Annotated in this window: 12 protein-coding genes; 7 read left to right on the top strand and 5 right to left on the bottom strand. The window is 66.9% G+C overall.

Features of this window, described 5'->3' with window-relative positions; genetic code table 11:
- The first annotated feature begins 113 nt into the window (after positions 1 to 113).
- The 7 genes from ACNFBT_RS15900 (at position 114) to ACNFBT_RS15930 (ending at position 6,527) form a co-directional block, all read left to right on the top strand.
- Positions 114 to 1,589 carry a flavin-containing monooxygenase gene (locus ACNFBT_RS15900; protein WP_416750882.1) on the top strand — a complete coding sequence of 492 codons (1,476 nt, stop codon included), beginning with the start codon at positions 114 to 116 and terminating at the stop codon, positions 1,587 to 1,589.
- Positions 1,573 to 2,520 (top strand): alpha/beta hydrolase, encoded by a 948-nt coding sequence (locus ACNFBT_RS15905; protein ID WP_416750884.1) that lies wholly within the window; start codon positions 1,573 to 1,575, stop codon positions 2,518 to 2,520. Before ACNFBT_RS15900 ends, ACNFBT_RS15905 begins: the two co-directional genes overlap by 17 nt.
- A complete protein-coding gene (locus ACNFBT_RS15910; protein ID WP_416750886.1) occupies positions 2,517 to 3,278 on the top strand; it encodes an SDR family oxidoreductase in 762 nt (253 codons plus the stop codon). Before ACNFBT_RS15905 ends, ACNFBT_RS15910 begins: the two co-directional genes overlap by 4 nt.
- Before the next feature lie 129 nt (positions 3,279 to 3,407).
- A complete protein-coding gene (locus ACNFBT_RS15915) occupies positions 3,408 to 4,091 on the top strand; it encodes a hypothetical protein (protein ID WP_416750888.1) in 684 nt (227 codons plus the stop codon).
- A 100-nt stretch (positions 4,092 to 4,191) separates the two neighbouring features.
- Positions 4,192 to 5,100 (top strand): DMT family transporter, encoded by a 909-nt coding sequence (locus tag ACNFBT_RS15920; RefSeq protein ID WP_416750889.1) that lies wholly within the window; start codon positions 4,192 to 4,194, stop codon positions 5,098 to 5,100.
- A 227-nt stretch (positions 5,101 to 5,327) separates the two neighbouring features.
- The gene (locus ACNFBT_RS15925) at positions 5,328 to 5,669 is read left to right on the top strand and encodes a ribonuclease E inhibitor RraB (RefSeq protein WP_207887148.1); all 342 of its coding nucleotides are present in this window, start codon (positions 5,328 to 5,330) and stop codon (positions 5,667 to 5,669) included.
- A 153-nt stretch (positions 5,670 to 5,822) separates the two neighbouring features.
- Positions 5,823 to 6,527: a type 1 glutamine amidotransferase gene (locus ACNFBT_RS15930; RefSeq protein WP_416750891.1), complete on the top strand. Its 705-nt coding sequence runs from the start codon at positions 5,823 to 5,825 to the stop codon at positions 6,525 to 6,527.
- Between the two features lie 235 nt (positions 6,528 to 6,762).
- Here ACNFBT_RS15930 and ACNFBT_RS15935 read toward each other — a convergent pair whose 3' ends face one another.
- From ACNFBT_RS15935 to ydcS, 5 genes are all read right to left on the bottom strand, one after another.
- Complete coding sequence (locus ACNFBT_RS15935; protein ID WP_416750893.1) at positions 6,763 to 8,187, bottom strand: gamma-aminobutyraldehyde dehydrogenase; 1,425 nt, start codon at positions 8,185 to 8,187, stop codon at positions 6,763 to 6,765.
- Between the two features lie 38 nt (positions 8,188 to 8,225).
- Positions 8,226 to 9,035, bottom strand: a complete 810-nt coding sequence (locus ACNFBT_RS15940; RefSeq protein WP_416750895.1) for an ABC transporter permease — start codon at positions 9,033 to 9,035, stop codon at positions 8,226 to 8,228.
- Complete coding sequence (locus ACNFBT_RS15945; RefSeq protein WP_416750898.1) at positions 9,025 to 9,936, bottom strand: ABC transporter permease; 912 nt, start codon at positions 9,934 to 9,936, stop codon at positions 9,025 to 9,027. The genes ACNFBT_RS15940 and ACNFBT_RS15945 overlap by 11 nt, the downstream gene beginning before the upstream one ends.
- Positions 9,933 to 10,952: an ABC transporter ATP-binding protein gene (locus ACNFBT_RS15950; protein ID WP_416750900.1), complete on the bottom strand. Its 1,020-nt coding sequence runs from the start codon at positions 10,950 to 10,952 to the stop codon at positions 9,933 to 9,935. The genes ACNFBT_RS15945 and ACNFBT_RS15950 overlap by 4 nt, the downstream gene beginning before the upstream one ends.
- A gap of 200 nt (positions 10,953 to 11,152) precedes the next feature.
- Positions 11,153 to 12,325, bottom strand: coding sequence for a putative ABC transporter substrate-binding protein YdcS (gene ydcS, locus ACNFBT_RS15955; protein WP_416750902.1), 1,173 nt, complete (start codon positions 12,323 to 12,325; stop codon positions 11,153 to 11,155).
- Positions 12,326 to 12,345: the final 20 nt, after the last annotated feature.

The following is a 12,345-nucleotide window of genomic DNA, read 5'->3' on the forward strand; positions in this document are numbered from 1 at the left end:
AAGTGACCGAAAGTCACAATTTTATGTCCGACTATGCCATAACCCACGGGCGAATGAAGCCCTAGGATGTTCCCATCCGCCATCGGGCGGGAAATACCACCGGGAGCACAACAATGACAAACACTTCCCCCGGGTCGGCTGCCGTGCGCGTGCTGATCATCGGTGCCGGCTTTGCTGGCCTGGGCCTGGCGATCCGCCTGAAACAGGCGGGCATCGACGACTTCCTGATCCTCGAAAAGGCTGGCGACGTCGGCGGCTGCTGGCGCGAGAACCGCTATCCGGGCGCCGCCTGTGACGTGCCTTCGCACCTGTATTCCTTCTCCTTCGAACCCAAGGCCGACTGGTCGCGCAAGTTCGCGCCGCAGGCGGAAATCCTCGACTACGCCCGGCACTGCGCGGACAAGTACGGCCTGCGCGAACGCATCCGCTTCCACCGCGAGGTCAGCGCGGCGAGCTTCGACGAAGTAGCCGGGGAGTGGCGGGTGACGTGCACCAATGGCGAGGCGCTGCGCGCCCAGTCGCTGGTCTGCGCGCTCGGCCAGCTGAGCCGGCCGTTGATTCCACATCTGCCGGGTATCGAGCGCTTCCAGGGCAAGGCCTTCCATTCCGCGCAGTGGGACGCCGAGGCGCCGCTGGAGGGCCGGCGGGTGGCGGTGGTCGGCACCGGCGCCAGCGCCATCCAGTTCGTGCCGCAGATCGCGCCGAAGGTCGCCGAGCTGCTGCTGTTCCAGCGCAGCGCAGCCTACGTGATTCCCAAGCCGGACCGCCCCTACGCCGACTGGGAGCGCCGCCTGAAGGCGCGCCTGCCGTGGTTGCAACGCCTGGACCGGGGGCTCAAGTATGTCCAGCACGAAGCGCGGGCGCTGGCTTTCACCGTGTTCCCGCCGCTGATGAAGATGATGCGGCTGAGCTTCCATCGCCATCTGCATCGCGGCATTCCCGACGCGGGCCTGCGCGCGCGCCTGGAGCCGGATTACCCGCTGGGTTGCAAGCGCATCCTGATCAGCAACGACTACTACCCGGCGCTGGCGCGCAGCAATGTGAAGCTGGTGGATACGGGCATCTGCGAGGTCACCGAGGACGCTATCGTCACCCGCGACGGCCAGCGCCATCCGGTGGATACCATCATCTACGGTACCGGTTTCGCCGCCACCGAGTTCCTTGCGCCGATGCGTGTCCAGGGCCTGGGTGGGCGCGAGCTGAACCAGGCCTGGAAGGATGGCGCGGAAGCCTACAAGGGCATCAGCGTCAGCGGCTTCCCCAACCTGTTCATCCTCTACGGGCCGAACACCAACCTGGGGCACAACTCGATCATCTACATGCTGGAAAGCCAGTTCCCCTACGTGCTGGGCTGCCTGCAACGCATCCGCCGCGAGGGCCTGAAGTACCTGGACGTGAAACCCCAGGTGCAGCAGCGCTTCAACCAGCACCTGCAGCACGAACTCCGCCATACCATCTGGGAGCGCGGCTGCAACAGCTGGTACAAGACCGCCAGCGGCCGCAACACCGTCAACTGGCCAGGCTTCACCTTCCGCTATCGTCAACAGACCCGTCAGCCGGAGTTCGCCGACTATGACTGCATCCGTTGAGCCTGTGATGCCGCTGTCCCTTGGCCAGAAAATCCTCACCGCCACCTTGCGCGGCCTGCTCAACCTGCTGTTCCGTGGCCTGATGGGGCCGCAGCTGCCGGTGAACGCCCAGCGTGCGCTGCTGCGCGGGTTGACCGCCGCGACCCTGACGCCCCGTGGCGTGCAGCGCGAGCAGACGACCCTCGGCGGGCTGCCCTGCGAGGTCTGGCGACCCCGTGAGGGCGGGACGGGGACGGCGATCCTCTACCTGCATGGCGGCGCCTACCTGGTCGGCTCGCCGGCCACCCACCGCGCCATCACCGCCAACCTGGCGCGGCGCTGCCGGGCGGAGGTCTGGGTGGTGGATTACCGCCTGGCCCCGGAATACCGCTTCCCGGCCCAGCGCGACGATGCCGTGGCGGCTTATCGAGGGTTGCTGGACAAGGGCATCCCGGCAACGGCCATCGCCATTGCCGGAGACTCCGCCGGCGGCCACCTGACCCTGCAACTCGCCCTGCAAGCCAAGGCGCTCGGCCTGCCCATGCCCGGTGCGCTGGTGACCTTCTCGCCGGTGACCGATCTCTCCTCCGAGCACCTGCACGCGCCGGCGGCGGGTGACCCGCTGATCACCCGCGCCTGGATCGACAGCGCCATGGCGATGTTCTGCCCGCCGGACGTGCCCCGCAGCGATGCGCAGTTGTCGCCGTTGCATGCCGATCTCGCCGGCCTGCCGCCGTTGCTGATCCAGGTGGGCGAGGATGAAGTGCTGCGCAACGACAGCCTGCGTTTCGCTGATGCCGCGCGGCGCTACGGCGCCGTTGTGAAGCTGCAGCGCTTCCCGAACTGCTGGCATGTGTTCCAGGCCCACGCCGGGGTGCTGAAGGTGGCCGACCGCGCATTGCAGGACGCCGCCGATTTCGTCGCCCGACATCTGCAGGGAGTGCGTCGATGAACAACATCCTCATCAGCGGTGCGGCCTCGGGCATTGGCGCCGCGACCGCACGGCTGTTCCACCGGCGCGGCTGGCGAGTTGGCCTGATCGATCTGAATCCCGAGTCGTTGGCGGAGCTTGCCATTGAACTGGGCGGCGCCTGGCAGCGGGCGCTGGATGTCACCGATGCCGAGGCGCTGAGCGCGGCCGTGCGCGAGTTCGCCGAGGCCAGCGGCGGTGGTCTGCGCCTGCTGTTCAACTGCGCGGGCATCCTGCGTTTCGGCCGCTTCGAGGACATCACGCTGGCCGAGCACAACCGGATCATCGCGATCAACGTGCAGGGCGTGCTCAACTGCTGCCATGCCGCGCTGCCGTACCTCAAGCGCACGCCGGGTGCGCAGGTGCTGAACATGGGCTCGGCCTCCGGGCTGTATGGCGTGCCGCAGATGGCCAGCTACTCGGCGTCGAAGTTCGCCGTGCGCGGCCTGACCGAGGCGCTGGAGCTGGAGTGGCGCGAGCATGGCATCCGCGTCGCCGACCTGATGCCGCCCTTCGTGCGCACGCCGATGGTCGCCAGCCAGACCGTCGAGCCGCCGGTGCTGCGCCGTCTGGGGGTGACCCTGAGCGCCGAGGATATCGCCGAAGCCGCCTGGCGCCAGGCGCAGAGCCGGGCGGTGCACCGGCCCATCGGCGCGCTGTTCCGGGCGATGTACTGGTCCGGCCAGCTGTCGCCGCCGGCGCTCAATCGCTGGGTGATGGCCTGGCTCAGTCGCGCCTGAGGTATCCCGCGAGAGATCGTTCACGCTCTGCCATCGGGTTTTGCGCGATTTTCCTCGCGGGGCTGCCCCTGAGGTCGCGGGCCTCGTAGACTCCTCGCCGGCTTGCACAGTCTTCGAGGAATCTGCTCCATGCGGCGCCCCCGCCCATCCTGGAAAACGGCCTGGCAACAGGCCTGGAATGATGTCACCAGCCCCTTCGATCGCCTCAGCGAAGGGGCGTTCGGCGTGGTCATGGCCCTGACCATCATCTCGGTCATTCCGGCTGCCGCCCAGGGTGCCGGCCGTCATGACCTGATCGTTGCCGCGCTGGGGTGCAACCTCGCCTGGGGGATCGTCGACGCGATGATGACCCTGGTGGGTATCCGTGTGCGTCTGGAGCATGACCATGACCGCCTGCACGCCTTGCGCGGGGCGAAGGAGGAGCGCGGTTTCCGGGAAGGGCTGCGCGATTTCCTGCCGGACGCCGTGGTCGATGGCATGTTGCCGGAGGAGGTGCAGCGCATGCGCCGCAACCTGCTCGCCTCCGACATGGGCACCGGTGCCGCGCCACGTCTGGGGCGTCAGCACTGGCTGGCCTGGCCGCTGCTGGGCATGCATACCTTCGCCGCCACCTTGCCGATCATCCTGCCGTTGCTGCTGATCCCCGATGACCTGCTGGCGCTGCGTGCGGCCCAGGTGGTCGGGCTGGCCATGCTGTTCCTCCTGGGGTGGCGGCTGGCGCGTTGGAGCGGAGGTTCGCCCTGGAGATCCTCGCTGGGGTTCACGGGCCTCGGGGTGGCGATGACCGGAATCTGCCTGGCACTGGGCGGATAGTGTTTCGGGCTGTTTCAACCCTTGCGCGGAGGTGGAGCAGCCCGGATGCTGGAGCGTCGTCCCGCCGGGACGGTTCTTCACCTGATGCAAGGATGCCGTCATGCCATTCGCCTTCGCCTGCCTGGCCCTGTCGATGCTGCTCGTCGGGGGCAACATCGCCATCGGCAAGCTGATCCTGGCCGAAGTCCCGGTCTACCTGTTCGCTGCCTTGCGCTTCCTCATCGCCAGCCTGGTGCTGTTGCCGGGCATGTTTCTCCGTGACGCCCGCCGGGGGCTAGATCGCCGGGCCTGCGGCGGGCTGTTCCTGCAGGCATTCTTCGGCTGCTTCCTGTTCAGCCTGTGCATGCTGCACGGCGTGCTGCTGACCTCGGCGACCAGCGCCGGAATCATCACCAGCGCCACGCCGAGCGTGATCGCGCTGCTGGCCTGGCTCTGGCTGCGTGAGCGGATCAGCGCGCCGCAACTGCTGGCGATCGTGCTGGCGGTGTCGGGCATTGCCGCGCTGAACCTGCTGGAACATCCGGAAACCGGCAGTGGCAGTGTCGCCGGCAACCTGCTGGTGCTCGGGGCGGTGCTGGCCGAGGCGCTGTTCGCGGTGTTTTCGCGCCGCCTGTCGCTCAGCGTGCGCCCCTGGGCCATGGCCTTCGGCGTCAATCTGGCCGGGCTGCTGCTGTTCCTGCCATTGGCCGCGCCCCAGGCGCTGGCCTTCGACTGGAGCCTGCCCGGCGCCGCGACCTGGGGCTGGTTGCTGTTCTACGCGCTGAGTGCCAGCGTGCTGTCCTTCCTGCTCTGGTACCGCGGTATTGCGCAGGTGCCGGCCAATGTCGCCGGGCTGTTCACCGGCCTGATGCCGGTCAGCTCCGCGTTGGTCGGGGTGTTGCTGCTGGGCGAACATTTCAGCGTCGGCCACGCGCTGGGCATGCTGCTGGTGTTGGCGGCGCTGGTGCTGGGCATGCGTCGCGCAGAATTGCCGCCTGTCGCCGCCGCCGCGGCCGACGCCGCGAAGTAGCGGCAACTCGCTGGCGGAGGCGCTACGCTGGAAAGGTAGCCTTTGAAGTCCGTCACGTTATCGTGCCTTTCAGCGGTTTTGGCGGACTTGGCTTCCTGTTGGGGGACGTTGATTGACTTGGCGTTTCCTATGGCACATAGAGGTGCCCGGAACGCGTCCTTGCCGTCGGCAGGGTGCGTTCGTTGGCGGGGAATAAACTCTGAACGTCTCGAAAGGAGGTGCGTACCATGGAAAAGCCCCTCTCGGAGGATATCAGCGTCAACGTGTTGCGCCGGATGAAGGAAGGTGGCTTCGATTTCGCTCGCATTCATCCCATCGACTTTTTCGCCATCTTTCCCGATGAACAGAACGCCCGTAAGGCCGCCCGGCAATTCCGCGGCGAGTCGTTGAGGGCGCAGGTCGAAGCCCGCGACGATGGCGGGTGGAGCCTGCAGATCAGCAAGGTGATGTTCGCGACCCACGCGGGCATCGGCGCTTTCGAACACGACCTGGAGGAAGTCGTGGCGCCGCTGGGAGGTGTTCTGGACGGCTGGGGCGTGACCCAGGAAGTGAGTTCCCTGCGCCCTTAGCAATGCGTTCCCAGGCCGTCGACCGACGGCCGCAATTGTCTACCCGCAACCGCATACGCGCCGTCACCCAGTGTGACGGCGCGGTTTACGTGCGGGTACGCCGGGGGTTTATGGCGCCTCACCGATGCGGCAGACTGCCGTGCGGAGGTGACCATGACCGATATTCTGATTCTGACCCACGTCGATTTCTGCCCGCCGGGCCACCTGGCCACGGTGCTGGACCGTTGCGGCCTGTCGTTCGAGGTGCGCCGCGCCGACCTCGATGAGTTGCAGGGCTATGACCTGGAGCGGCCGAAGGCCGTCGCCATCATGGGCGGGCCGATGAGCGTCAACGACGATACGCCGTGGCTGCGCACGGAGATCGCGGCGATCCGCCGGTTCATCGAGCGCGACGTGCCGATGATCGGCCACTGCCTGGGCGGACAACTGCTGGCCAAGGCGCTGGGCGCGGACATCCACCGGCTGCCCTACACCGAAATGGGTTGGCAGCCGATGCGTCGGCTGGAGTCGCAGAGCCCGTGGCTGGCGCACCTGCCGGACGAATTCCCGATCTACCAGTGGCACGGCGATACCTTCGACCTGCCCGAAGGCGCAACGCACCTGCTTTCCAGCCCCTGGTGCGAGAACCAGGCGTTCAGCTTCGGCGAGCGCATCCTCGGCCTGCAGGGCCACCCGGAGATGACCGAGGAGCTGGTGAGCGGCTGGATCAAGGGCTGGCCGGAATACCTCGACCCCAGCCAGCCGAGCCAGGAAAGCGCGGAAGTGATGCTGGCCGAGCTGCCGCAGAAGGTCGCGGCGATGAACCGCGTGGCGGAAGGGTTCTACAGCCATTGGCTGAAGCTGGCCGGGCTGGTCTGATCCATTGAGGCCTTGATACGGCATCGCGGACGGAGTTCGCTCCTACGAGATCAAGAGCCCCTCACCCTAACCCTCTCCCGCAAGCGGGAGAGGGGACCGTTCGGTACAGGATGAAACCTCGGTGTCAGTCGACACGATCTGCCCCCTCTCCCGGAGGGAGAGGGCTGGGGTGAGGGGAAGCACCGGCACAGACTGTCCAGAAGAAGGCAATCGCTCCTACGGCTGTCTCTCCTCCTCAATGCTTGATCATGATGTGCCGCGCCACGGTGTAGTCCTCCAGGCCGTACATCGACAGGTCCTTGCCATAGCCCGACTGCTTGAAGCCGCCGTGGGGCATTTCACTGCAGAGCATGAAGTGGGTATTCACCCAGGTGCAGCCGTACTGCAGGCGCGCGGCCACCCGTGAGGCGCGGCCGACGTCGCGGGTCCAGACCGAGGAGGCGAGGCCGTAGTCGGAGTCGTTGGCCCAGCGGATCGCCTCGTCCGCGTCACTGAAGGGCGTCACCGAAACCACCGGGCCGAACACCTCGCGGCGGACGATTTCGTCGTCCTGCTCGGCGTTGGCCACCACCGTCGGTTCGTAGAAGAAGCCCTTGCCGCTGACGATATTGCCGCCGGTGGCAATGCGGATGTGCGGGCTGGCCTTGGCCCGCTCGACAAAGCCGGAGACGCGTTCGCGCTGCGCCGCGGTGATCAGCGGGCCGAGCTCGGTATTCGGGTCGTTCTGCAGGCCGGTCTTCAGGCTGCCCACCGCGCTGGCCAGGTCAGCGACGAAGTTGTCGTAGATCTTCCTGCCGGCGTAGATGCGGCAGGCGGCGGTGCAGTCCTGCCCGGCGTTGTAGAAGCCGAAGGTGCGGATGCCGGCCACCACGTCCGCCAGGTCCGCGTCATCGAAGACGATCACCGGGGCCTTGCCGCCCAGTTCCATGTGCAGGCGCTTCACGCTGTCGGCGGCGCTCCTGATGATCGCCTTGCCGGTGCCCACGGAGCCTGTGAGGGAAACCATGCGCACCAGGTCGTGGCTCACCAGCGGCGAACCCACGGTCGGGCCACGGCCGAAGACCAGGTTCACCACCCCGGCGGGGAACAGTTCGGCGATGAATTCGGCGAGCCGCAAGGCGGTCAGCGGAGTCTGCTCCGAGGGCTTGAGCACCACGCAATTGCCGGCGGCCAGGGCCGGGCCGAGTTTCCAGGCGGCCATCATCAGCGGGTAGTTCCAGGGCGCGATGGAGGCGATCACGCCCACCGGATCGCGGCGGATCATCGAGGTAAATCCGGGCAGGTACTCGCCGGCGGCGGAGCCGGGCATCACGCGGCAGGCACCGGCGAAGAAGCGGAACACGTCGGCGATGGCCGGGATTTCGTCGTTCAGTGCCGCGGCGTAGGGCTTGCCGCAGTTGTCGGATTCCAGGCGGGCCAGCTCCTCGGCGTGCTCCTCGATGCGGTCGGCCAGGCGCAGCAGGAGCATGGCGCGGTCCTTCGGTGAGCTCTGCGACCAGCTGTCGAAGGCCTTGTCGGCGGCGCGCACGGCGATGTCCACCTGGGCTTCGCTGGCCTCGGCGATCTGCCCGATTACCTCGCCGGTGGCGGGGTTGAGGATGTCCAGCTTCTCGCCTTCGCCAGCGACGAACTGGCCGTTGATCAGGAGTTTGGTTTGCATCGCGTCCTCCGTGCAGCTGCGGTTGATGGATTCGCGGGTTATTTGCCGCTCCCCGCCACGTCGCTGGTGCCCCTTGTCAGGTAGTAGGCGCCGAGGATCGGCAGCATGGTGGCGAGCATCACCAGCATGGCGACGACGTTGGTGATCGGCACGTCGCGCGGGCGGGTCAGCTGGTTGAGCAGCCACAGCGGCAGGGTGCGCTCGTGGCCGGCGGTGAAGGTGGTGACGATGATCTCGTCGAACGACAGGGCGAAGGCCAGCATGCCGCCGGCCAGCAACGCCGTGGCGATGTTTGGCAGGATGATGTAACGGAAGGTCTGCCAGCCGTCGGCGCCCAGGTCCATGCTCGCTTCGATCAGGCTGAATGAGGTACGGCGGAAGCGCGCAATCACGTTGTTGTAGACGATCACCACGCAGAAGGTGGCGTGGCCGATGACGATGGTGAGGAAGCCGGGGTCGACGCCGAGGGTCTTGAACGCCGAGAGCAGGGCGATACCGGTGATGATGCCGGGCAGGGCGATGGGCAGGATCAGCATCAGCGAAATGCTCTCCTTGCCGAAGAAGTCGCGGCGGTACAGCGCGCCGGCGGCGAGCGTGCCGAGGACCATGGCGATCAGCGTGGCCACGCAGGCGATCCTTACCGACAGCCAGATGGAGTCGAGCACGTCGCCGCGTTGGAAGGCGATGCTGAACCACTGCAGGGTGAAGCCTTGCAGCGGGAAGCTGTAGGCCGACTCCTCGGTGTTGAAGGCGTAGAGCAGGATCACCAGGATGGGGAAGTGCAGGAACACCAGCCCGCCCCAGGCGGCCAGGCGAAGGAACCAGGACGGACGGTCGTCAGAGCGCATCGAAGGCCCCCAGCCGCTTGGCGATGGACAGGTAGACGGCGATCAGCACGATGGGCACCAGGGTGAAGGCCGCCGCCAGCGGCATGTTGCCGATCGCGCCCTGCTGCACGTAGACCATGGTGCCGATGAACAGCCCGCTGGGGCCGACCAGCTGGGGGATGATGAAGTCGCCCAGGGTCAGGCTGAAGGTGAAGATCGAGCCGGCCACCACGCCGGGGAAGGCCAGCGGCAGGACCACCTGAAAGAAGGTCTGCCGCGGGTGCGCGCCAAGGTCCGCCGAGGCCTGCAGCAGCGACGGCGGCAGGCGTTCCAGCGAGGCCTGGATCGGCAGGATCATGAACGGAAGCCAGATGTAGGTGAACACCCAGAAACGCCCGATGTGCGAGGTGGACAGGGTGTTGCCGCCCACGCCGGGCACTTCCAGCAACAGGCCCAGCGGGCCGAGCAGATGCAGGCGCTCGATCACCCAGTAGAGGATGCCGCCCTTGGCCAGGATCACCGTCCAGGCGTAGGCCTTGACGATGTAACTGGCCCACATCGGCAGCATCACCGCGATGTAGAAGAAGGCTTTTTCCTTGGGGCCGGCGTAGCGCGCCATGTAGTAGGCGATGGGGAAGGCGAGGATGGCGCTGGCGATGGAGACGCTGATGGCCATGCCCAGGGTGCGCAGCACGATGTCGTAGTTGGCCGGGTTGATCAGCGCCTTGTAGTTGGCCAGGGTCAGCTCCGGCGTCACCGCCATGGTGAAGTCGTCGAAGGTGTAGAAGCTCTGCCAGAGCAGGGCGAACAACGAGCCGATGTAGATCACCCCGAACCACAACAGGGGCGGAATCAGCAGCATCAGCAGGTACAGCGTGCTGCGCCGGTAGAGGAAGCTGGAGACGCCGCGCATCGGGCTCATGGCGCCGGTTCCTCCAGCAACGGCACCAGTGCGCTGCGCGCCCAGCAGGCGGTGACCGGCTCGCCCGGTTGCGGCCGGCGCTCTTCGCGCTCGCCGTTGGGCAGCGCGGCGACCAGGCGTGCGCCGTCGTCCAGCTCGATCTCGTAGCGGCTGCTGGCGCCCATGTACTGCACGTCGAACAGGGTGCCGCTGACTTCCAGCTCGCCATCACCGGCACGGCCGAAGCGCACGTGCTCGGGGCGCAGCGAGTGCGGCCGGGTTTCGCCGAGCAGGCGCTGCGCCAGGTCCCCGCGCAGCACGTTGGCGGTGCCGACGAACTCGGCGACGAAGCGCGTGGCTGGTTTCATGTAGAGGTTGCGCGGGGTGTCGACCTGCTCGATGCGGCCCTTGTTGAACACCGCCACGCGGTCGGACATGGACAGCGCCTCGCCCTGGTCGTGGGTGACGAAGATGAAGGTGATGCCCAGCTGGCGCTGGAGCTTCTTCAACTCCACCTGCATCTGTTCGCGCAGCTTGAGGTCCAGCGCGCCGAGGGGTTCGTCCAGCAGCAGAACGCGGGGGCGATTGACCAGGGCGCGGGCCAGGGCTACGCGCTGGCGCTGGCCGCCGGACAGCTGCGCCGGCTTGCGGGAGCCGTAGCCGCCCAGGGCCACCATGCCCAAGGCCTCTTCGGCGCGCTTGAGACGCTCGGCCCTGGCCACGCCCTTCACCTTGAGGCCGTAGGCCACGTTGTCCAGCACGTTCATGTGCGGGAACAGCGCGTAGTCCTGGAACACGGTGTTGACGTCGCGCTCGTAAGGCGGCAGCCCGGCCGCTTCCTGGCCGTGGATGCGGATGGAGCCTGAGGTCGGCTGTTCGAAGCCGGCGATCAGGCGCAGACAGGTGGTCTTGCCCGAGCCCGACGGGCCGAGCATGGAGAAGAACTCGCCGTCACGGATCTCGATGGACACCCGGTCGACGGCGCGCACTTCGCCGTAATGACGGCTCACCTCGGTGAACTGGACGGCTGTGGTCATGCTGCTGGCTACCTGAATGGCGGGGCTGCTTCAGAAAAGGTAGCGCATGGGGGCGAGGGTGCTTGCCGGCGTGCGGGAAAGGTGAGGGCTCTTCGCAGGATCGAGGGGGACGCCTGGTTCTTGCTCGCGAACAGCTCCGCAGCGGAGGTTGGTTCGCGAGCAAGCTCGCTCCTACAGGTCAGTCACGGCGCGAGCGGGCGTCACCTCCCGCCCATGATCGCGATGTAGTCCTGCGTCCAGCGGCTGTACGGCACGCACTGCCCCTGGCTGCACTTGGCCTGCGGGGTCTTCCAGAAGGCGATGCGGTCGAACTGGTCGTAGCCGTTGGTGGCGCAGCCCTGGGCACCGAGCAGCTGGCTGCCGCTGCAACCGGCGGGGGAGGCGGGCACCGAGCCGAACCAGGCGGCCACGTCGCCCTGCACCTTGGGTTCCAGCGACCAGTTCAGCCACTTGTAGGCGCAGGTCGGGTGCTTGGCGTCGACGTGCATCATGGTGGTGTCGGCCCAGCCGGTCACCCCTTCGACCGGGATGGTCGACTGGATCGGCTGCTTCTCGCCCACCAGCGCGTTGACCTGGTACGGCCAGGAGCCGGAGGCGGCCACGCCTTCGTTCTTGAAGTCGCTCATCTGCACCGTCGCGTCGTGCCAGTAGCGGTGGATCAGCTTCTGCTGGTCGCGCAGCAGCTTGAGCGTGGCGGCGTACTGTTCCTCGTTGAGCTCGTAGGGGTCCTGGATGCCGAGGGCGGGGTTGGTGGTCTTCAGGTACAGCGCGGCGTCGGCGATGTAGATCGGCCCGTCGTAGGCCTGCACGCGGCCCTTGTTGCTCTTGCCGTCGGGCAGCTTCTGTTCGCTGAACACCACGTTCCAGCTCAGCGGTGCCTTGGGGAAGACCTTGGTGTTGTACATCAGCACGTTCGGGCCCCACTGGTAGGGCGTGCCGTAGTGCTTGCCATCCACCGTGTGCCACGGCGCGTTCTGCAGGCGCGGGTCGACGTTTTTCCAGTTGGGGATCAGGGCGGTGTTGATCGGTTGCACGCGCTTGCCATAGACCAGTCGCAGCGAGGCATCGCCCGAGGCGGTGACCAGGTCGTAGCCGCCCTTGGCCATCAGGCTGACCATCTCGTCGGAGGTGGCGGCGGTCTTCACGTTGACCTTGCAGCCGGTGTCCTTCTCGAACTGAGTGACCCAGTCGTAGTTCTTGTCGCTCTCGCCGCGTTCGACGTAGCCGGGCCAGGCGATGATGTCGAGGGCGCCTTCGGGCTGGCCCAGTTGTTTGAGCGCGTCGGCGGCCTGGAGGGAGGCGCTGCTGAGCAGGCTGACGCAGGCGAAGGCCAGCGCCGCGGCTTTCCCTGAAGACAATTGCACTGATGACATGAATCGACTCCTGTTGTTCT

Source organism: Pseudomonas sp. NY15181 (assembly GCF_048068055.1).
Lineage (GTDB): Bacteria > Pseudomonadota > Gammaproteobacteria > Pseudomonadales > Pseudomonadaceae > Pseudomonas.

Coding starts and splice junctions, on each gene's coding strand:
- ACNFBT_RS15940 (WP_416750895.1), bottom strand. CDS start 9,035: ATGCGCTCTGACGACCGTCCGTCCTGGTTCCTTCGCCTGGCCGCCTGG.
- ACNFBT_RS15935 (WP_416750893.1), bottom strand. CDS start 8,187: ATGCAAACCAAACTCCTGATCAACGGCCAGTTCGTCGCTGGCGAAGGC.
- ACNFBT_RS15920 (WP_416750889.1), top strand. CDS start 4,192: ATGCCATTCGCCTTCGCCTGCCTGGCCCTGTCGATGCTGCTCGTCGGG.
- ydcS (WP_416750902.1), bottom strand. CDS start 12,325: ATGTCATCAGTGCAATTGTCTTCAGGGAAAGCCGCGGCGCTGGCCTTC.
- ACNFBT_RS15900 (WP_416750882.1), top strand. CDS start 114: ATGACAAACACTTCCCCCGGGTCGGCTGCCGTGCGCGTGCTGATCATC.
- ACNFBT_RS15930 (WP_416750891.1), top strand. CDS start 5,823: ATGACCGATATTCTGATTCTGACCCACGTCGATTTCTGCCCGCCGGGC.
- ACNFBT_RS15945 (WP_416750898.1), bottom strand. CDS start 9,936: ATGAGCCCGATGCGCGGCGTCTCCAGCTTCCTCTACCGGCGCAGCACG.
- ACNFBT_RS15905 (WP_416750884.1), top strand. CDS start 1,573: ATGACTGCATCCGTTGAGCCTGTGATGCCGCTGTCCCTTGGCCAGAAA.
- ACNFBT_RS15950 (WP_416750900.1), bottom strand. CDS start 10,952: ATGACCACAGCCGTCCAGTTCACCGAGGTGAGCCGTCATTACGGCGAA.
- ACNFBT_RS15925 (WP_207887148.1), top strand. CDS start 5,328: ATGGAAAAGCCCCTCTCGGAGGATATCAGCGTCAACGTGTTGCGCCGG.
- ACNFBT_RS15910 (WP_416750886.1), top strand. CDS start 2,517: ATGAACAACATCCTCATCAGCGGTGCGGCCTCGGGCATTGGCGCCGCG.
- ACNFBT_RS15915 (WP_416750888.1), top strand. CDS start 3,408: ATGCGGCGCCCCCGCCCATCCTGGAAAACGGCCTGGCAACAGGCCTGG.